This window comes from Filimonas zeae, assembly GCF_014641615.1.
Taxonomy (GTDB): domain Bacteria; phylum Bacteroidota; class Bacteroidia; order Chitinophagales; family Chitinophagaceae; genus Filimonas; species Filimonas zeae.
On record NZ_BMIB01000003.1, the window covers coordinates 392601 to 410284 of the forward strand.

Sequence of the window (17684 nt, forward strand, 5' to 3'; positions counted from 1 at the left end):
TTACAGCGTCATTGGAACTTCCATTAATAAAATATCTGCTTTACTGCTTATGTTAACGGTAATGGCATCTGTATCCCATATACCCAACCCATCCCGCGCATGCAGCGGCTGGTTGTTTACCTCCACTTCACCATCAATTACAAATACGTATACACCGTTACCAGGCTTTTTAAGGGTATAAGAGGTGGTGGTACCCGCATCAAATACACCTTTGTTAAACCAGGCATCCTGATAAATCCATACACCTTCATCGTTTGGATTGGGGGAAAGCAGTTGCTGCCACTGATTGGGTACTGCCAGCTCTTTATAAGACAGTTGATGGTACCGTGGGGTAACGTTCCGTTGGTTGGGAAACAGCCATATCTGCAGAAAACAGGCTGGTTCCTGTGGCAGGTTATTGTATTCGGTATGATAAATACCCGTACCGGCACTCATTACCTGAATTTCCCCTTCGCGTATTACGGCAGCATTGCCCATACTGTCCTGGTGCTTTAACTCGCCCGACAGGGGAATAGAAATAATTTCCATGTTATCATGCGGGTGATCGCCAAAGCCTTTGCTGCCTGCTACAATATCATCGTTCAGTACACGTAAGGCACCAAACCGCATTCTTTCAGGATTGAAATAACCGGAAAAACTGAAGGTCTGATAGCTTTTAAGCCAGCCATGATCGGCCACGCCTCTGGATGCTGCTGTATGTAAAACTGATTGTGCCATTGTTTTGTGTTTATAGGGTAAAATTACCACTGCAAAAGCGGGCACGGGTTAATCCAGATTAAGAAAAAAGCGGGGTTATTGTTTGCGCAGCAGTTTGTTGCGCATTTTGCTGAAGAACTCAGGTGTTACCCCAATATAGCTGGCTACCTGCTTGGAGGGCAGGGCATTGATGAGGGAGGGGTACCTTTTACAAAAACTGTTATACCGGTCTTCTGCGGTAAGGCTCAGGTTATCCAGCAGCCGCTGCTGATAAGCCACCAGCGAGTTTTCGGTAATAATGCGAAAGAAGCGTTCAAACGCAGGCACCTCTTTATACAGTGTTTGCTGGTGTATTTTAGAAAGTGTAAGTATGCTGGTATCCTCCAGTGCATCTATATACAGTATGCCGGGCTTCTGGCTTATAAGGCTGTACATATCTGCCATCCACCAGTTGGCAGGGGCAAAACTGAGTACGTGTTCGTAACCATTATTGTCTACGGAATAACCACGCAGGCAACCTTCGGTAACAAAGGCAGAAAAACGGCATATTTCTCCTTCTTTTAATAATACCTGTTTGCGTTTCAGCTCCATGGGCTGTAGTAACGAAACAAAATACTCCTGTTCTGCAGGAGTTAACGTAATGTGATTGCAAACATTTTTTACAATAAGAGAGGAAGCCGCCATGCAATAAAGATAGGGCTTCCTCTGCTGTAACCAAAAAAGGGGGCTATGCTAATACGTGCTTGTTGGCCTGTTCTATTTCATCGCCGCTGATAGTATGCTGGCGGCCTTTGTATATTTTAAGCAATACATTGGCCTGCTGTTTTTGCAGTTGTTCTACTGTTTGCTGCACTCTGGTAACGGGTACATGCGCATCGGGGTCGCCGGTGCCAATAAATACGGGTGTTTCTGCAAAGCTGCCTGAATAATTATCCAACGCCAGTGTTTCGCCTGGCAGTCCACCGGTAAATGCTATTACGCCACCGTAGCGTTTGGCATTGCGGGCAACATACTCCAGGGTAAGACAGGCGCCCTGCGAAAAGCCTGCAAAGTAAATACGGTCTGCCGGTATGCCTTTAGCTTCAATCTCTTTAACCAGGTTACCAATCATGTCCAGTGCGCTATCCAGTGCCGGCTGGTTTTTTTCCACCGGCGCCATAAAGCTGAACGGGTACCAGCTGTATTGGGCAGCCTGTGGTGCAAAAATGGCCATACCTTCCAGGTGCAGGTGTTGTTCCAGTGTAATAATGTCTTCAGCAGAAGCGCCCCGGCCATGTATTAATATCACTGCTTTGGAAGCTTTTTCTATAGGAGTGCCTGCCAGTATAATCTGTTGCTGATTGTGTGTGTACATAAAAACCTCGCTTTTTAAAAAAGCGCCCATACTACATGGGCGCTGTACAGTTTATGCTTCCAGTTTAGGAAGTACTTTTTCAATTTCAGAACGGTAAGCCTCGTACTGAGCGGGCAGTTTTAAACCGCTACCCAGTTCTGCCACTGTTTCGTCGGTAGCAAAGCCCGGATTGTCCGTAGCAATTTCAAACAATACCCCACCAGGTTCACGGAAGTACAGAGAGTAGAAGTAGTTACGGTCTATCTTTTCTGTAATGTGTAAGCCCAGCGCCAGTACTTTTTCGCGGAAGTACATTAAGGTAGCTTCATCGCTTACGCGGAAGGCTACGTGGTGTACGCTACCACCCGCTACCTGGCCGGAAGCCTCGCCGGGTACTTCCACTATATCTACTATAGCTGCCTGCTCTACAGCATCTGTTACATAACGGAAGCGGTTAACTTCGGTCTGTTTCAGCTCGTAACCAAACACTTTGGTTAAAATGTACGCAGTAGGCTCTGCTTTTTCAGCGGTAATGGTAATGTGGTGAAAACCGCGGGTAGCATAAGCCTCAGGCACTTCAGCAGTAACCCATGGTTTGCGGTTATCGTCTTTTACTTCCACCAGTTCAAACTTCAGTCCGTCAGGATCCAGGAAGGTGAGGTATTTCTGGCCGAATTTTTCGGCAGGTTTGTTATAAATCACGTTGTTGTCTTCCAAACGTTTTTGCCAGAACTCCAGGCTACCTACAGGTACAGAGTAACCAATTTCTGTGGCCTGGTGTGTACCTCTTTTACCTTTGGATATCTGACCACCCCAGGGAAAGAAAGTAAGAATGGTGCCGGGGGTACCGTTTTCATCGCCATAATAAAAGTGGTATGTATTGGGATCGTCAAAGTTTACTGTTTTCTTTACCAGTCTTAAACCCAGTACACGGGTATAAAAATCGTAGTTCTTTACGGCATCTCCTGCTATCGCAGTTATGTGGTGTATGCCTTTAATTCTATTTTCCATAATCTTTACTTTTTTGCGTTGTTTGATAAGTCAAAATTACTACGGCATACAGCCCTGTACACTTAATGTAGAACAAGAAAAATGAAAACAGGTCAATAGTTATAAATCACTATTGTAACGGCAGGGGGGGCAGGCTACTTTTGTTGCCTGTTCATGATCAACAACCGTTTAAAACCAATAAATGTTATACTGCTATGAAAAGTGGCCTGCTCTATGGTATAGCTATTCTATTACTCTGGATTGTTTACGGCGCCTTTAAAAAAGGCGATACCGGAGCCCCCGGTTCGCGGATACTATCGGGTACGGGCGTGCCAGCTGCCACACAGGGTGCGGTGGACGATTACTATCTGGATAAAACTACCGGTGCTTTATTCGGCCCCAAAACAGCAGACGGGTGGGGAAAAGCCACTGCTCTTGCAGGACAGAAGGGGGCTACCGGCCCTATACGGCAAACAGCTGCAACAGCACATACCGCAGACAAAAAGCCCGGTTACCATTAATTACCAGGCAGTATGCGCTTACTATCACCTTCATTATAGTCCGTGTAAATACCCTGGTATAAAACACCTTAAACAGCCCCGGCGCGTAGCCGGGCGCTGTTCTCAGCATATATCCTCTTCATCAGCTTAATTATGTAGATTTGAGAGAACTGTACGCTTATGAAGAAAAAGACACCTGACGTGTTTCAGGATATTCAACAGATTCAGCCGGTATATACTATTCATGAATTAAAGGAAGCGATCTTGAAAGGCGATTTAACAAAGATGGAGGGTATACCTCCCTTGCTGAGTGCGCGCATAGAAGCCATTCCGCAGTTTGCCGTAGGTACGTTTACATGGTATATAGCCAATAAGCTTTCCATTGGAACCATGGGGGGCATGTCGGAGCATTTTACCGGCCACCCCGCAGGCTACTGGCTTAACAAAAACCCGGAAGAATACCTGCAGCTGCTGCACCCGGATGATGCACCGTATGTAATGTCGTACGTAAAGCTGATTTATGAGTTTCTGGTGGCCTTGCCGCACGAAAAGAAGAACTATATACGCCCGCATATGTATTTCCGCATGCGTAATCCTTATTTGCCGCAGGTGTACCGGTGGGTCATGTTTCAGTATATTGAATGGGAGTATGCGCATGATGGTATGATAGCCTGTATACTGCATCTGGTAACCGATATTACACATCTTAAACAGGATAATACCGTACGTATGACCATACTGGACAGCAGTGAGGCAAACAACCAGCTGTTCTTTTCCAACGTACCACAAAGTGAGGTGCAGGCACTGGATACTATTACTGTATGCCGGTTAAGCGGCCGTGAGCTGGATGTACTGCGGCTGATGGCGCAGGGGCTTAGCAGTAAGCAGATTGCCGCGCAGCTGGACATTGCCAAAAACACGGTAGATAATCACCGCCAGAACCTGCTGAAAAAAACAGCCACTACCAGCAGCGCCGAGGCGGTAGCCTATGCACTGAAGAACGGTTTGTTTTAGGGGCGATGTTCCCGGGCCAGCAGCGAATAAAAAGCGGTATCGTAAAACTTACCATTGTAAAAAAAGTCTTCCCTGAAATAGCCTTCGCGGGTAAAGCCCCCTTTTTCCAGCACCGCGGCAGAAGCGGTATTGGCCGGGTCAATTACCGCCTCTACAGAGTGCAGCCCCATGGTGTTAAAACCGTAATGCAGCACTGCCTGCAGTGCTTCCTGCATAATACCCTGCCCGCGGTAGCCATCGTGTAACAGATAGCCTACTTCCGACCGGTAATGTTCTTTTTTCATCCGCACAAAACCAATACAGCCAATTACCCGTTCGGGCTGTTGCGCCAGCGTAATTACCCAGTGTATCAGCTCGCGGTTGGCAATGCCGGTATTCAGCATTTCAATAAACTGCAGGGTATCATCCAGGTTCTGGTGCAACGGACGGGGTATAAAGTGCATGATTCCGGGGTGGGAGCGGAGGTAGAAAAGATCGTGTTTGTCTGCCACCGTTTGCTGCCGCAGCAGCAGCCGTGGCGTGGTTAATTGGGGAAATGGCGTAAAAGATAGTTCCAGCATCCTTAAATATACACCTGTTCTGTTGGTATGAGATGGGGTATAGGGCATTATATTTGCCCCCCTGTAAATGGACAGACTGTATACAAAAACTCACCAGACTATGAAACGTATTTATTTGCCGGTACTGGCACTGGCCTGTTTATCTTTATCCGGCTGCGATACTGCCCGCAAGATTGCCAATAACTGGCCCGCCACCGGAGCTACTACCGGTAGCCTTACCACCGATCAGATTGTGGCCGGCTTAAAAGAAGCATTGACCATTGGTACACAAAACAGCAGTAACAAATTATCTGCTATAGATGGCTATTTTGCCAATGCAGCTATTAAAATACTGTTACCGCCCGAGGCGCAGAAGGTAGAAAGCACCCTGCGTAGCCTGGGCCTGGGCAGCACGGTAGATAAAGCTGTGTTATCGTTAAACCGCGCTGCGGAAGAAGCCGCCAAATCTGCCACCCCCATTTTTGTAAATGCCATTAAACAAATGACTATTACCGATGCGCTGGGCATTCTTAAGGGGGGTAATAACGCTGCTACCAACTATTTTAAAGGCAAAACCACTGCCGCACTTACAGATGCATTTAAGCCCACTATCAACAGCGCCCTTAGCAAGGTAAGCGCTACCAAATACTGGGCAGATATGTTTACGGTGTATAACAAGTTTGCCAAAACACCGGTAAATACCGATTTGTCAGCTTATGTAACCGGCAAAGCCATTGATGGTATATTTTTTCAGGTTGCCCAGGAAGAGCAGCAGATACGTACCAACCCAACGGCACGTGTTACAGATATTCTGAAAAAAGTGTTTGGCAGCAGCCAGGCGCAAACCAGATAGCCGGGTAGTTTTTCCCGAATTCGCAAATCTGTGGAAAGGCGTACGGGTATTTTTGCCGGTAAATACCCGTACTATGCCTTCCCCCAGGAAAAAGAAACCGGCTTTTACTTTTAAAAAACTGATAGGTCAGGTGCATTTGTGGCTGGGGCTTGCCTCGGGCCTGGTGGTACTGGTAGTAGCACTTACGGGTTGTATACTGGTGTTTGAAGAAGAACTGGAACCGGTTATATACCGGAAGCAGATGGTAGTGGAGGCAAAGCCGGAAGAAACCCGTTTTACGGTAGATGCATTGATGGCTATTGCGCAAAAAGAATATCCCGGCGCTCCGGTGCGGCAGGTAAGGCTGGAACCCGCAGCTGACCGTAGTACCATGGTAATGCTGGGCAACGGCAAACGTCTGGAACAGCAATACGTTTTTGTAAATCCTTATACCGGTAAAGTACTGGGCAAGGGCAAAATTGAAGACCGCTTTTTTTCCGTAGTAACCAATCTGCACCGCTACCTGCTGGCGGGCAGCACCGGAAAAATAATCACCGGCATTTCCTGCAGCATGTTTGTTATTCTCACCATCAGCGGCATGGTTATCTGGTGGCCTGCCAATAAAAATGCTGCTAAACAACGCTTCAGCATAAAATGGGATGGTTCTTTTAAAAGAGTAAACTGGGATATACATGCCGTTTTTGGATTCTACACTTCTTTCTTCCTGATAGCTATATCCGTTACCGGCCTGGTGTGGAGTTACGAGTGGGTAAATAACCTTATTTACACCCTGGCCGATGGTAAAAAACCAAAAGCACCGGTAGTAGTAAATAAAGCGCCACTAACCGCAAAAAACAGTCAGGTGCCGGGCCTGTACCAAAGCGTATACAAAGCCACTGATAAAGTATATCCTTTCCATGGTAAAACCTTTATTACCCTGCCGGCGGCCGATAGTGTGGCTATAGCAGTAGTAAAATACGATGAGGAAGCGGTTGTTTCCAATAAAGCCAGCACCGTATGGTTTGATGCAGGTACTGGTGCACAACTGCAAACGCTGCCTTATGGTAAACTTAGCCAGGGCAATAAAGTAAGGCGTTTGGTATACCCTATACATACGGGCAGTATTTACGGATGGCCCACTAAAATACTGGCATTTTTTGTAAGCCTGTTTGCAGCATCGCTGCCGGTAACCGGCTTGTTCATTTATCTGGGCCGTAAAAAGAAAGTAAAAAAGAAAGCGCCACTGCAACCGGCTAAAAGAGAACCGGGAGTAGCAGCCTTACAGCCTGCAGCAGTTTCCTGATACAGTTGTTGCTACCACTCCCGGCAATAATTATTTGTTTCCTGTAGCCACCCAGTTAACGGCCTGTGGCAGTTCCTCTGGTAAAAAGCCTTTAAATACACCTGGTACCAGAATGCTGAAGATATCGGTAAAGCGGTTAATACCCTCCGAATCGGTAACAATAGCAGCCCTGTTCCATTTGGTAAGTTCCTGCACACCCAGCAGGGCATCCTGCACCCAGGCGCCATAGGTCCAGTTGCTCAATGGCGTATCAATAATCATAAGATAGTTTAACTCCCCGTGGCGTATCACCGCCTGGTCTACCACCGGAAAAACAACGGTTTTAAAATCGTCGCCGGTTACTTCGCCTACTGCACGAAAACCGGCTACATTATCGGGTACGTCGGTAAGAATTTCAATCATAGGTTCCTGTTTTTGTTAACAGTATCAAAAGTCTGACCAAAAAACGAACAACTGTTTTTGCTGATGGCCGCAAATCATTGCCTTTTCGCCGCTAAATACTGCCGGTAAGCAGCTGAAAAAAGGCTTTAACAAATACGGGTATCCGGTTTGAAATATATCAGGTATAAAACAAACAATATGAAAAAGGTAATCGTTCTCTCAGCCGTAGTACTTTCCAGCCTGGTGTTTGGTTATTCCGCGCAGGCTCAGGTACGGTTCAATGTAAATATCAATATCGGCTCACAACCCGCCTGGGTGGTTAACCAGGATCAGGCAGACTATTACTATATACCTGATGCGGATTGTTATTATTCTGTTCGCGAAAAGGTGTACATCGTTCATGAAGGTAATAACTGGCGCAGGGCGCAGCAGCTGCCTCCCCGGTTCCGCAATTTCGATTTCCGCAACAGAAGGGTAATCAGCATACGTGGTCAGCAGTTGCCTTACATGCACCATAACGAAAACAGAACTTACTACGCCCGCGCCAACGACCGCTTTAACAACCGCGACCGTGATGACCGCCGTGGTAACGACCGTTGGGATAACGACCGCAGAAACGACAACCGCAGAGGGGATGGCAGAAGAGACAGACGTGGTTAAGATGGTTTTTTATAGATAGTAGAAAAGCGGCCGCTGTTTTCAGCGGCTGTTTTTATTGTTCTATATTTGAAAGCACCATGGCAGGCTGATAAACACCCCGCTGTTTTTATATGAGCAAAAAGATAATTACCATTCTGGTGCTGGTGATAGTATTGGTTATTACCGGCGTTTTTTATTACCGTTACTATTTTGTGTTTGGCGATGGCACCAAAGCAGGCACTATGAACTATTTTGTGCGCAAAGGATATGTATTTAAAACCTGGGAAGGCAGGCTTATTCAATCCGGTATACGCAGCCCGGTGCAGGGCAATATTCAATCTAACGAGTTTATGTTTTCTGTTACCGACCCTAAAGTAGCAGAAATACTCAATAACAATGCAGGTGCTTTTCTGGAGTTGCATTATAAAGAATACCTGCATACGCTGCCCTGGCGCGGGGTAAGCGTTTTTATTGTAGACAGTGTTGTCTCCGCTAAAAAAGCGGTTCCGTTTAATTAAATATTTCCTGCAAATGCAAAATACCGAGGCTGGCCATTAAGGCGGGCCTTTATTCTGCTTTTAATGTTTTAACGGGGTTCTGCCGCCCGGCTTTAATGGTTTGTGAACTAACCGTAAGCAGTGTAACCACTAACGCGCCTGCACCTGCCAGTGCAAACACCCACCAGCTTATGTGAATGCGGTATACGTATTGCTGCAGCCATTTATGCATGGCATACCAGGCAATAGGCGTAGCGGTAACTATCGCTATCAGCACCAGCTTCAGAAAATCTTTCGATAACAGCGCGGTAATATCTGTAAGCGTGGCGCCCAGTACCTTGCGTATGCCTATTTCTTTGGTGCGCTGGTATACGGTATAAGACGACAGCCCCAGCAAACCCATGCAAGCCAGTACCAGGGCTATTACAGAAAATGTATTTACAATGCGGCCGGTGCGCAATTCTGCCTGGTACATGTTGTTGTAGTCCTCATCCAGAAAATGATAGTTAAACGGGCGGTGTCTGAACTGACTTTTCCAAACCTTTTGCAGGTGGGCAATGGTTTGCGAAACGTTAGCGCCGCTTATTTTAACCAGCAGCGTATACCGGTACACATCGTTAAAAAACACCAGCGGGCCTATGGGGTTATGCAGGGTAGAAAAATGAAAGTCTTTAATTACTGCCTGCACACGGCCCGGCTGATCGTTATTCATATACAGCGGCTTGTTAATAGCTTGTTCGGGCGTCCAGCCCAGGGCTGCTACGGCGGTTTCATTCAGCATTAAATGCATGCGTGCATTGGTATCAAACGCTTCTGCCTGTGTAAAATTTCTGCCTGCTACCAGTTTAATGCCGGTGGTTGTAAGGTAGTCTTCATCTACAATAATGCCGGTTACACTTAAGCCACCACCTTTAGCCTGCATTTCGTTGGTTTGTGCAGTATACCCACCGCCTATTTGTGTAGGGGCGTTGGTGGCAGCACTTACACTGCGTACATCGGGCGATGCCAGTAGCGCTGTTTTTAATACACTCATAGATTTGCGTACCTGCCTGTCCATAGGTAACACCACTATCTGATCGCGGTTATAACCCAGATTGGTGTTTTGTATATAATGCAGCTGCTGCTGCACCACAAAAGTGGAAATGATAAGTACAATAGATATTACAAACTGAAACACTATAAGGGTGGGGCGCAGCCAGGAGCCTGCTGTTTTAGGGTTAAAACCCTTCAGCACTTTTACCGGTTGAAAAGCAGAAAGTATAAAAGCCGGATAACTGCCTGCCAGCAAACCGGTAACTACCACCAGCGATAAAGCGTAAATGATAATAGAAGGCGTAAACAGCGCAGAAGCCTGTAGCTGGCTACCGGTTAGCTGATTGAAGGCAGGCATAAGCAGGTATATCATACCTGCGCTTATAAGCAGTGCTGCCAGGCATAGTATTACCGATTCAATCAGAAACTGCCATACAATCTGTTGCTTGCCTGCACCGGATACTTTGCGTATGCCTACCTCGCGGCTTCTTTCGGCAGAGCGGGCTGTGCTCAGGTTAATGTAGGTAAAGCAGGCAATACACAGCAGCAGCAATGCCACGGCTGCAATAATATAGATATAGGTAATACTGGTACCGGGTACAAAACCGTTATAGGTACTGTGCAGGTGAATGCTGTTAAACGGCTCCAGGTGGTAGGTAAGCATAGCGCCCGGATCATTCATCTGCCCCATCTCTTTTTTCATAAAACCCGGAATCTTAGCCTGTAGCTGATTGCGCAGCTTGTTATTCTTCAGTAACAGGTAGGTGGTGTAATTGGCGTTCCAATAGGTGTTTTCCTGTATCTGGCCGTTAGAAGAAAATGAAACAACCATGTTAAACGGTATCTGCGAATTGGAAGGGCAATCGGCCAGTATACCGGTTACCTGATAAATTTCTTTGTTAACGCCCAGTTCTACCACCTGGCCAATGGGGTTGGTATTGCCAAAGTACTTGCGCGCAGTGGATGCTGTAAGCAATACTTTATACGGGCCGTTCAGGGCCGTGGCTGTATCGCCCTGTAATACCGGAAAAGAAAACATGCGGAAGAAAGTAGAATCTGCAAACAGTATGTTCTTTTCTTCTACCTCTTTGCCTCCTGCATGGGCAATCATATCAGTCAGTTCCATACGCACTCCCGTTTCCACTTCCGCAAAAGTGCGCGCAAACACGGGCATTACTTTGGTGCTGGTATAGTTATCTTTTTCTGTTTTGCCTTCATATCCGTACTCCATAATAACGCGTACCAGCCGGTCGCCCTTTTGCTGAAACCTGTCAAAACTTACTTCATGCAAAATGTAAAGCCCTATAAACAGGCAACAGGTAATACCTGTTATTAACCCTGCCATATTTATGAGGGTATAGCTTTTGTTTTTCCACAAATTGCGCCAGGCGATTTTAAAGTAGCTTGCAAACATGGGCAGTACGTTATTGGGTAGTGTTAAAGATATAGGAACACGCCAAATGAATGCCCATTGTTCAACAGGCTGTTTTACAGTTTGTTATGGGTGCGGCGCTGTTGTGGTACTGTCCGCTTTTAATACACCCGGTGTACGCTGCCGTAGCGTGTTTACTGCCCTGGGGTAGAATAAGGTACCAGCGAATCTGGCAGGGAATCCCGCTGCCGCACGGTGGTATCTATCTGTTTTAGTGGGTGGTGATGCCGTTCCTGTACCAGCGCCGGCCATACCCGGAAGGTATAGCCAATAGCCCAGATGGCTGCAACAGCAGCAGGTACAAATGCCCAGAGTAATTTCGTTTTTTCCCGTTCTGTCCGTTCTTTTTCCATATATAGTAATACAAAAGGCCCGTCTTTCAGGCAAGGCCTCTTATGCAGCAGGGTTGCAGCCCAAAAACGGGCTGCGTATAATGAATGGTTCAACAGGCAGTTTCATAACAGCAGATGGCAAAAAAATAATTGCCAGGTGTAACGTGCTGGTATGCCAACACAAGTGCATTAATTCGATGTACCGTGTATTTTTTCTGTTTTTCTGCTCGTATGTATGTGTGTGTTTTTGATGTTTGCTGTGTTTTTTATTCTACCATAGTTTATATAATTATAATAATATGCGCATTTTTGCCTATGAATCAAGTCGTTAGACCTTTTTATCTTAGCCTTATGCCAAAAGAGGTAGTAATATATAACCGCATAAAGGCCACCATTGCTTTAAAGCGTACATCCAGCAAAGCACTGGCGGAGTATCTGGGTATTAATCCCCAGACCGTTTCATCGTGGTGTACCAATAACCGGCAGCCCCGGCTGGATGAATTGTATGCCATTGCCAGGTTTCTGGAAGTATCGCCCCACGATTTGCTGGAACCGGTGAAGAAGCCCTGAGCGGGCTTTTTTTGTGCCTGTATATAAACGTGTAAACTGACAAGAAATTACCCGAAATCATCAATGCCGGCCCGCACTATTTGCGCGATATTAGTGGCTGTTTTATTATACACCCATAAATATCTGTTATGCAAAAAGCAAAGCTATTCCGTTTGTTTCTGGTAGCCTGTACACTGTGCTGCCTTACCTGTACTGCTGTTATGGCACAACAAACCACTAAAAAGCAGTCTGTTGATGTTACTGTTGCCAATATAACCCACAGCATGAAGCTGAAACCGGGGCTTACACAAAAAGAAACAACTGAAAAAAGCCCCGGAAAATGGAGGTAAATAACCTGCCCGGAAATAGTAGTTTCTGAAAGCAAAAACAATATATTAGAGCAGTAAATAAAAACACCATGCTTACGCTTCTTATTTTAACAGATTTTACCGATGCCGCATTTCATGCCGCTAAATATGCCTGTAGTTTGTCGCGAAACCTTCCTGTTAAAAGAATTATTCTGTTTCATGCCTACCAGGCTATGGCGCCTGTGCTGGTAACTACAGAGCCCGGTATATCCAGCGAAGAGCTGGATAGAGAGTATACAGATATGCTGCTGGAACTGGCCAACCGGCTGGAAGGGGAGGCGCATGCAGATACGGCTATTGACCTGCAGGTTGAAAATGCCCGTATGCAGGATGTGCTGAATGAACTTTGTGTAAAGGAAAACATTGATCTGGTGGTAATGGGTATTGGCGCAAAACGCCAGCAAACCGAAGGCAGCAGCAATGCCGTTTCCATACCCGAAAAAGTATCCTGCCCGGTACTGGTAGTACCGGAAACAGCAGTTATACAACCTGTTAAGCATACCGTGTTTGCTACCGACCTGCGCGAGCTGAACGATGCTTCTTATAATGAACTGCATAAGTGGTTTAGTATGCTGGGCGGAAAGCTGGATGTTTTAAACATCGATCAGCAGGAAAAGGAATTTGGGCCTGAATCGTACGTGGAAATTAAAGAACTCCATTTCAGGCTGGAGCAGTTTAATCCGGAATACCATTACAATAATGGGGCAGAGGAAGGTAAATCTATCATCCGTTTTGCACACCAGCGTGGCGCTTCGCTGATAGTTAGCCTGCCCCGGCACCGCAGTTTCTGGGGCGATCTTTTTCACCAGAGCATTAGCCGGGAAATTACGTACCGCTCAGATATTCCACTGTTGTTTGTACACGATTTGTAAGGTTTCCGTTACTTTGTGCCCCAATTTTTACGGGTATGATGCTTACAACGGATAACAAGTTTAAAAAGCTGATTGTTATAGGCGACCGGTTACTTATACGGCCCTCTAAACAAAATGAGCGTACCGACAGTGGTTTATATCTGCCACCCGGTGTACAGGAAAAAGAAAAGGTGCAGCAGGGATATGTAATTAAAGCCGGACCCGGTTACGCCATTCCTGTACCTGTAGAAGATGAATCGTGGAAAGGGGCAGACGAACAGGTAAAATACATACCGCTACAGGCGCGTGAAGGCGATCTGGCTATTTTTCTGTTAAGTGGCGCTACGGAAATAGTGTATGAAGGCGATAAATATTATATCGTTCCGCAGAATGCTATATTAATGCTGGAGCGGGAAGAAGATATCTGATGCTAATAAAAAATCCCCCGCTTTGCAGCAGGGGATTTTAGTTTGCTGTTTATTGCAATATTATTACCTGAACCACTTGCTTAACAGCTTCTTCATCAGCAAACCTACAATCACACTCACCACACCGCCAACGGCGGCCATTAAGGCTGATTTTAAAAGGTCGGTACTGCTAAAGCTGGTTGCTACTGTACAGATAATGCCACCGGTAATACCTGCATGGGCTCCAAAGCTGGGAATGTGCTGGCTCATACTCAATCTTTGTTTTTAGTGTTATCGTTTGTGGTGGTAATGGTAAGCTGGCTTATGGCCCCGGTTATGCTACCCGCCAGGGTAAGGTAACTGGCTATGGTGCCTGCCACTGCCGGTAAGTCTGCCGCATTGGCCATAATAGCGCCACCCGTAGCGGCCAGTACCAGGCCTATGTTGCGCAGCTTTTTAAAAAAGGGTGGAGTAGGGGCCTGTGCCCTTTGTACAATGCTGATTAATTTATTGGAGTTCATTTTTTACAATTTTAATGGTTACAGAATGTTTTTGTTGTAACGCGGCGTATACCAGCTGTAGCAGTGGCCGGAATGCCAGGCGGCTTTTATCTCCACAGCCGGGTCCGGTAAGCTTGCTTACAGGGGCAATGCAGCCTTGCAGTTCACGTATGGCGTTGTTGGCCGTGTGTATCAGAATTAAACTTCTGTTGGGAACGTTTTTCAATAACAAACATTCGCCATGGTTGGGGCTAAGCCTTTTTACCAGCGGATACTCACCCTCGGGTATACAGGATACCCGGGGTTCGTTATCGCGCCATGGAAGTTCAATTGTATAACACACCAGTTGGTTATTCAGCATCAGCAGGCCATTGGTGCCGGTGCTGTAGTAGGTGCGGTGCAGTATTAGTTCCATGGTATTTTGTTTTAGCCACCAAATGCAATGGTTTCAATAGCACTCATTTGCCCTATGTCCTCTTTTCCATCAAAGTACCTGCCTGCATATTCGCGCATTTCGGGCTGGTGAGGTACTTGTAAAGGGCGGGTATCAATAAAGGGAGAACTTTTATCGTTACCCAGTTTTTCCCAGCCATTAGTACCCTTAAGCCGCGAGTATATGGTAATGCTTTTCATCAGCTGCAGATTAAAGCCTACTTCTACACGTCCTGGAAAAGATCTGAGTGAGAGAAGCGGTTTCAGATCTTTAGGGTTTATGATGGTTACAGAACCTACTATGCCCATAGCGCTACCCAGCGACTCTGTGTAGTTTTTGTGCTTTTTCATAAAACCGGCAAATCTGGCAATTACCTGCACATCGGTTTTCCGGCTCTCGTTTTTTCTGGCAACTGCCTCTTCCAGTTCGCGTTTTTTGGTTTCTACCGTTTCCACTGCCACTTTGTAATTGGTGGCGGCTGTTTGCAGCTCCGTTACTTCTGCTGCTGTTAAGCCTAACTGGGGGCCAATAACGGGGGCTGTTTCGTTTACGGTTCCTGCCCATACACTGGCTTGTGCATCAATGGATGGAACAAAATATGAATATGCTTTCATGACTTATTATTTAATAAAAATGTTTAATAAAAGCGGTAACCTAAAATCCCTTCATAAGCCTTGCCTGCTTTGCTGCGCAGTAACCGGTTAAACAGGTAAAGCTTATTTAAGGGCGAACGGCCGTTCCTTTTTGTTTGCCGCTGTTGACAATGTAAAATTGGTGATGCGCCAAATGTTTACAAAAAGGGAAGTTGCCGGCAAACGGGCTCAAATGCAGTGCTGGTAAGGGAAATAAAAAATAAATTTGCTGTTTGTTTATGCCGGAAAAAACCTGCTGATATATGTATTTTATTGGCTGTTAGTATTTTGCAAGGGTGGCTGATAGGCCGGCAGTTCCCCTCCACTTCCCTTTTTTTTCTGAAAGTATTACTGGCAAAGGGTTACAGAGGGCTGAAAATGAAAATACATGATTGTATTGTAGAAAAAGTGTATGTGTTTTTGCCGGTTTTTGGGCTGAGATAGGGAAACCAGGTATTATGGGGATGAATTTTATAGAAGCCAGATTCAGTTTTATAGCTATGGGGATGAAATTTACATATGTAAAACTGGCCGCCACAGCTATCTGGGCCATCGCTATAGCTATAAATTTCATCGCTATAGCTGTAGCGATGAGTTTTACATATGTAACAGGGCCGCTACATGTGTAGCGATCATCGCCACAGCTATAAAATTCATCCCCATAGCTGTAGGGATGAATTTTATAGCTGTGAATATTGCCGCCACATATGTAAATATCATTCCTATATATGCAAAATCCATCGCCATAAATATGACGATGGATTTATTTTATAACCAGTGTAATTAGTATTGTACTTTATTATTACCGCTTTTTGCAACAGCGGTATTTTATTTCCTTTTGGCTTTTGCGGCGTGTGCAGGCTTTGTTTTAGGTTTAGATTTTATGGGCCGTATACCTTTTTCGGGCATTTTAAATACATGATTAATGCACCGGGCAAAATAATCAGCCAGTTCATCCTTTGTTTGCCAGGGTATTTCATCGCCCTTAATCATGGTTACAAGCGATTGAAAAGACGGCACCGGTGCATTTTTAGTGGAAATAAAGTTAACCAGTACGCGAATAATGGGGCGTACCATTTTTGATTTGTAAAAGCCCATTTCTGCTGATACTTTGGTGTGCCAGCATAGAAAAGCAAGGTCATGCGCCAGTTCAAGACGTTCTTTTTCGTCCATTTCTTCATCTGCCAGTTGTACATATTCCTTTTGTTCCTGCAACCAGTTTGTTAACCATACTGCTACATGCTGCTCTTCTGTGTTATAGCCTTCCTGTAATTTGGTTTGTTTGCATAACCATAGTGCTTCGCGGTGCTGGGCATGCCAGCTATCTAAAAAGTTTTGTTTGCTGCGCGCATCACCATAAACCTCCAGCGTGTTTTTACCCATACCGCCCAGGTATTGCAAAAAGGCCGGGCAATTGGTATTCATGCAAAGGGCAATATTGTATAGCTGCTCATAAGTGCCTTTGGTCTGGTGCCATAGTTTAACACGGCCCAGTAACTGAAAGGCATACATAACACGGTGAAAGGTATTGTTGCCTTTTCCGGGATGTTTAATTACTTCCCATACGGGGTGTAAAAGCGCTTTTAACAGCCCGTTGTTATTATGCGCTTTTAATAAAGTCTGGTACCCGCTTCTCATAACCGGTATATTTTTATGTACAATAATGTCTGGCATTTTACTGCCAGCCGGGTACAAGTGTTTAAAATGCGTATCCAGATAATCGTATACCTGAATAAAAGCGTTTAGTATAGGCTGGTAATCGGCCTTTAGTTCGGGGTGCTTTTTAATATAGTTCCATACTATATCCAGCAGGGCATTAACGGCGCACCAGCTTTTTTGCAGGCTATGTTTAACGGAAGTATCTGCTTCGGAATATGAAAATGTAAGCAGTTCAATGGTAAAGCTATTACAGTGGGCTTCAATGTCTGTTACCCATGCTTCAAACTGGCCGGTGCTTTTAAGGTTGGGTACTTTTTCTGGTGGTAGCTGGTAGCTTAACATTAAAAACAGGTTGGGCAGGGCATTAGAGCGTTCTGCATACGGTGGTTGAGCTGAGTGAGGCAGCGTGTCAATTTTCATAGCACTTCTTTTTATGGTAGGGATTAATGATTAATAAGATTTGGTATCTGCCGTATTACTACGGTAGCGTGGCAGCATTTAATCTGGGTTCATAGTGCGTTTTTTATAAAGTATTGTTTTATAGAATAGCGGAAACCTGATCTTATCTAAAGTAGTGCCCTGGGGAATTGGCACTACTAATTTATATTGCCATATGTAAAAGAATAGTTAAAGAATGGTTTTGTTATTTACATATACGTTGTTCCGGCTTGTTCATTTTGTTCAGGGTGGTTTTGCAATTCGGTTCTGCCTTATTTTCGTTTAGGGTTAATACGGTGGATGTTTATCTATTGTGATTTTTTTAAT

Annotated in this window: 24 protein-coding genes; 10 read left to right on the forward strand and 14 right to left on the reverse strand. The window is 45.5% G+C overall.

Annotated features, from left to right (window positions below):
- From IEY13_RS14650 to IEY13_RS14665, 4 genes are all read right to left on the reverse strand, one after another.
- Entirely contained in the window at positions 1-717 is a 717-nt protein-coding gene (locus tag IEY13_RS14650) for a pirin family protein (RefSeq protein WP_188953371.1), read from the reverse strand.
- A 75-nt stretch (positions 718-792) separates the two neighbouring features.
- The gene (locus IEY13_RS14655; RefSeq protein ID WP_188953373.1) at positions 793-1380 is read right to left on the reverse strand and encodes a Crp/Fnr family transcriptional regulator; all 588 of its coding nucleotides are present in this window, start codon (positions 1378-1380) and stop codon (positions 793-795) included.
- A 43-nt stretch (positions 1381-1423) separates the two neighbouring features.
- The gene (locus IEY13_RS14660) at positions 1424-2050 is read right to left on the reverse strand and encodes an alpha/beta hydrolase (protein ID WP_188953375.1); all 627 of its coding nucleotides are present in this window, start codon (positions 2048-2050) and stop codon (positions 1424-1426) included.
- Between the two features lie 51 nt (positions 2051-2101).
- Positions 2102-3040 carry a ring-cleaving dioxygenase gene (locus IEY13_RS14665; RefSeq protein ID WP_188953377.1) on the reverse strand — a complete coding sequence of 313 codons (939 nt, stop codon included), beginning with the start codon at positions 3038-3040 and terminating at the stop codon, positions 2102-2104.
- A gap of 194 nt (positions 3041-3234) precedes the next feature.
- Between IEY13_RS14665 and IEY13_RS14670 the strand changes: the two genes are divergently transcribed.
- Complete coding sequence (locus IEY13_RS14670) at positions 3235-3540, forward strand: hypothetical protein (protein ID WP_188953378.1); 306 nt, start codon at positions 3235-3237, stop codon at positions 3538-3540.
- Positions 3541-3699: 159 nt separating this feature from the next.
- Positions 3700-4533, forward strand: a complete 834-nt coding sequence (locus IEY13_RS14675; RefSeq protein WP_188953380.1) for a helix-turn-helix domain-containing protein — start codon at positions 3700-3702, stop codon at positions 4531-4533.
- Here the strand turns inward: IEY13_RS14675 and IEY13_RS14680 are convergent.
- Positions 4530-5093 (reverse strand): GNAT family N-acetyltransferase, encoded by a 564-nt coding sequence (locus tag IEY13_RS14680; protein ID WP_188953382.1) that lies wholly within the window; start codon positions 5091-5093, stop codon positions 4530-4532. The two genes, IEY13_RS14675 and IEY13_RS14680, sit on opposite strands and share 4 nt — an antisense overlap.
- A gap of 100 nt (positions 5094-5193) precedes the next feature.
- On the opposite strand from IEY13_RS14680, the gene IEY13_RS14685 reads away from it, so the two are divergent.
- Together IEY13_RS14685 and IEY13_RS14690 are read left to right on the forward strand one after the other, a co-directional pair.
- Entirely contained in the window at positions 5194-5925 is a 732-nt protein-coding gene (locus tag IEY13_RS14685) for a DUF4197 domain-containing protein (RefSeq protein WP_188953384.1), read from the forward strand.
- A gap of 73 nt (positions 5926-5998) precedes the next feature.
- On the forward strand, positions 5999-7207 hold the full coding sequence (locus IEY13_RS14690; protein WP_188953387.1) for a PepSY-associated TM helix domain-containing protein: 1209 nt from the start codon (positions 5999-6001) through the stop codon (positions 7205-7207).
- A 30-nt stretch (positions 7208-7237) separates the two neighbouring features.
- Here the strand turns inward: IEY13_RS14690 and IEY13_RS14695 are convergent, their stop codons facing one another.
- Positions 7238-7609, reverse strand: coding sequence for a SpoIIAA family protein (locus IEY13_RS14695; protein WP_188953389.1), 372 nt, complete (start codon positions 7607-7609; stop codon positions 7238-7240).
- Between the two features lie 177 nt (positions 7610-7786).
- Between IEY13_RS14695 and IEY13_RS14700 the strand changes: the two genes are divergently transcribed.
- Positions 7787-8248 (forward strand): hypothetical protein, encoded by a 462-nt coding sequence (locus IEY13_RS14700; protein ID WP_188953391.1) that lies wholly within the window; start codon positions 7787-7789, stop codon positions 8246-8248.
- A 110-nt stretch (positions 8249-8358) separates the two neighbouring features.
- Complete coding sequence (locus IEY13_RS14705; protein ID WP_188953393.1) at positions 8359-8745, forward strand: hypothetical protein; 387 nt, start codon at positions 8359-8361, stop codon at positions 8743-8745.
- A 49-nt stretch (positions 8746-8794) separates the two neighbouring features.
- On the opposite strand, the gene IEY13_RS14710 is transcribed toward IEY13_RS14705, so the two are convergent.
- A complete protein-coding gene (locus IEY13_RS14710; protein ID WP_188953395.1) occupies positions 8795-11101 on the reverse strand; it encodes an ABC transporter permease in 2307 nt (768 codons plus the stop codon).
- 221 nt (positions 11102-11322) lie between these two features.
- The gene (locus tag IEY13_RS14715) at positions 11323-11541 is read right to left on the reverse strand and encodes a hypothetical protein (RefSeq protein WP_188953397.1); all 219 of its coding nucleotides are present in this window, start codon (positions 11539-11541) and stop codon (positions 11323-11325) included.
- 330 nt (positions 11542-11871) lie between these two features.
- On the opposite strand from IEY13_RS14715, the gene IEY13_RS14720 reads away from it, so the two are divergent.
- From IEY13_RS14720 to IEY13_RS14735, 4 genes are all read left to right on the forward strand, one after another.
- Complete coding sequence (locus IEY13_RS14720; protein ID WP_188953399.1) at positions 11872-12090, forward strand: helix-turn-helix domain-containing protein; 219 nt, start codon at positions 11872-11874, stop codon at positions 12088-12090.
- 128 nt (positions 12091-12218) lie between these two features.
- On the forward strand, positions 12219-12419 hold the full coding sequence (locus IEY13_RS14725; RefSeq protein WP_188953401.1) for a hypothetical protein: 201 nt from the start codon (positions 12219-12221) through the stop codon (positions 12417-12419).
- Positions 12420-12487: 68 nt separating this feature from the next.
- Positions 12488-13309, forward strand: a complete 822-nt coding sequence (locus IEY13_RS14730) for a universal stress protein (RefSeq protein ID WP_188953403.1) — start codon at positions 12488-12490, stop codon at positions 13307-13309.
- Between the two features lie 35 nt (positions 13310-13344).
- On the forward strand, positions 13345-13716 hold the full coding sequence (locus tag IEY13_RS14735) for a co-chaperone GroES (RefSeq protein ID WP_188953404.1): 372 nt from the start codon (positions 13345-13347) through the stop codon (positions 13714-13716).
- 63 nt (positions 13717-13779) lie between these two features.
- Here IEY13_RS14735 and IEY13_RS14740 read toward each other — a convergent pair whose 3' ends face one another.
- From IEY13_RS14740 to IEY13_RS14765, 6 genes are all read right to left on the reverse strand, one after another.
- On the reverse strand, positions 13780-13965 hold the full coding sequence (locus IEY13_RS14740; RefSeq protein WP_188953406.1) for a hypothetical protein: 186 nt from the start codon (positions 13963-13965) through the stop codon (positions 13780-13782).
- A 2-nt stretch (positions 13966-13967) separates the two neighbouring features.
- A complete protein-coding gene (locus IEY13_RS14745) occupies positions 13968-14216 on the reverse strand; it encodes a hypothetical protein (protein WP_229687875.1) in 249 nt (82 codons plus the stop codon).
- Complete coding sequence (locus IEY13_RS14750) at positions 14203-14610, reverse strand: DUF5675 family protein (protein WP_188953408.1); 408 nt, start codon at positions 14608-14610, stop codon at positions 14203-14205. Before IEY13_RS14750 ends, IEY13_RS14745 begins: the two co-directional genes overlap by 14 nt.
- 11 nt (positions 14611-14621) lie before the next feature.
- Positions 14622-15242, reverse strand: a complete 621-nt coding sequence (locus IEY13_RS14755) for a hypothetical protein (RefSeq protein ID WP_188953410.1) — start codon at positions 15240-15242, stop codon at positions 14622-14624.
- A 298-nt stretch (positions 15243-15540) separates the two neighbouring features.
- On the reverse strand, positions 15541-15834 hold the full coding sequence (locus tag IEY13_RS14760) for a hypothetical protein (protein ID WP_188953412.1): 294 nt from the start codon (positions 15832-15834) through the stop codon (positions 15541-15543).
- A 254-nt stretch (positions 15835-16088) separates the two neighbouring features.
- Complete coding sequence (locus IEY13_RS14765; protein ID WP_188953414.1) at positions 16089-17339, reverse strand: hypothetical protein; 1251 nt, start codon at positions 17337-17339, stop codon at positions 16089-16091.
- Between the last annotated feature and the right edge of the window lie 345 nt (positions 17340-17684).

Bases quoted from the DNA above. Each gene is read 5' to 3' on its own strand.
- IEY13_RS14650 (WP_188953371.1), bottom strand. From the start codon at position 717: ATGGCACAATCAGTTTTACATACAGCAGCATCCAGAGGCGTGGCCGAT.
- IEY13_RS14655 (WP_188953373.1), bottom strand. From the start codon at position 1,380: ATGGCGGCTTCCTCTCTTATTGTAAAAAATGTTTGCAATCACATTACG.
- IEY13_RS14660 (WP_188953375.1), bottom strand. From the start codon at position 2,050: ATGTACACACACAATCAGCAACAGATTATACTGGCAGGCACTCCTATA.
- IEY13_RS14665 (WP_188953377.1), bottom strand. From the start codon at position 3,040: ATGGAAAATAGAATTAAAGGCATACACCACATAACTGCGATAGCAGGA.
- IEY13_RS14670 (WP_188953378.1), top strand. From the start codon at position 3,235: ATGAAAAGTGGCCTGCTCTATGGTATAGCTATTCTATTACTCTGGATT.
- IEY13_RS14675 (WP_188953380.1), top strand. From the start codon at position 3,700: ATGAAGAAAAAGACACCTGACGTGTTTCAGGATATTCAACAGATTCAG.
- IEY13_RS14680 (WP_188953382.1), bottom strand. From the start codon at position 5,093: ATGCTGGAACTATCTTTTACGCCATTTCCCCAATTAACCACGCCACGG.
- IEY13_RS14685 (WP_188953384.1), top strand. From the start codon at position 5,194: ATGAAACGTATTTATTTGCCGGTACTGGCACTGGCCTGTTTATCTTTA.
- IEY13_RS14690 (WP_188953387.1), top strand. From the start codon at position 5,999: ATGCCTTCCCCCAGGAAAAAGAAACCGGCTTTTACTTTTAAAAAACTG.
- IEY13_RS14695 (WP_188953389.1), bottom strand. From the start codon at position 7,609: ATGATTGAAATTCTTACCGACGTACCCGATAATGTAGCCGGTTTTCGT.
- IEY13_RS14700 (WP_188953391.1), top strand. From the start codon at position 7,787: ATGAAAAAGGTAATCGTTCTCTCAGCCGTAGTACTTTCCAGCCTGGTG.
- IEY13_RS14705 (WP_188953393.1), top strand. From the start codon at position 8,359: ATGAGCAAAAAGATAATTACCATTCTGGTGCTGGTGATAGTATTGGTT.
- IEY13_RS14710 (WP_188953395.1), bottom strand. From the start codon at position 11,101: ATGGCAGGGTTAATAACAGGTATTACCTGTTGCCTGTTTATAGGGCTT.
- IEY13_RS14715 (WP_188953397.1), bottom strand. From the start codon at position 11,541: ATGGAAAAAGAACGGACAGAACGGGAAAAAACGAAATTACTCTGGGCA.
- IEY13_RS14720 (WP_188953399.1), top strand. From the start codon at position 11,872: ATGCCAAAAGAGGTAGTAATATATAACCGCATAAAGGCCACCATTGCT.
- IEY13_RS14725 (WP_188953401.1), top strand. From the start codon at position 12,219: ATGCAAAAAGCAAAGCTATTCCGTTTGTTTCTGGTAGCCTGTACACTG.
- IEY13_RS14730 (WP_188953403.1), top strand. From the start codon at position 12,488: ATGCTTACGCTTCTTATTTTAACAGATTTTACCGATGCCGCATTTCAT.
- IEY13_RS14735 (WP_188953404.1), top strand. From the start codon at position 13,345: ATGATGCTTACAACGGATAACAAGTTTAAAAAGCTGATTGTTATAGGC.
- IEY13_RS14740 (WP_188953406.1), bottom strand. From the start codon at position 13,965: ATGAGCCAGCACATTCCCAGCTTTGGAGCCCATGCAGGTATTACCGGT.
- IEY13_RS14745 (WP_229687875.1), bottom strand. From the start codon at position 14,216: ATGAACTCCAATAAATTAATCAGCATTGTACAAAGGGCACAGGCCCCT.
- IEY13_RS14750 (WP_188953408.1), bottom strand. From the start codon at position 14,610: ATGGAACTAATACTGCACCGCACCTACTACAGCACCGGCACCAATGGC.
- IEY13_RS14755 (WP_188953410.1), bottom strand. From the start codon at position 15,242: ATGAAAGCATATTCATATTTTGTTCCATCCATTGATGCACAAGCCAGT.
- IEY13_RS14760 (WP_188953412.1), bottom strand. From the start codon at position 15,834: ATGAAATTTATAGCTATAGCGATGGCCCAGATAGCTGTGGCGGCCAGT.
- IEY13_RS14765 (WP_188953414.1), bottom strand. From the start codon at position 17,339: ATGAAAATTGACACGCTGCCTCACTCAGCTCAACCACCGTATGCAGAA.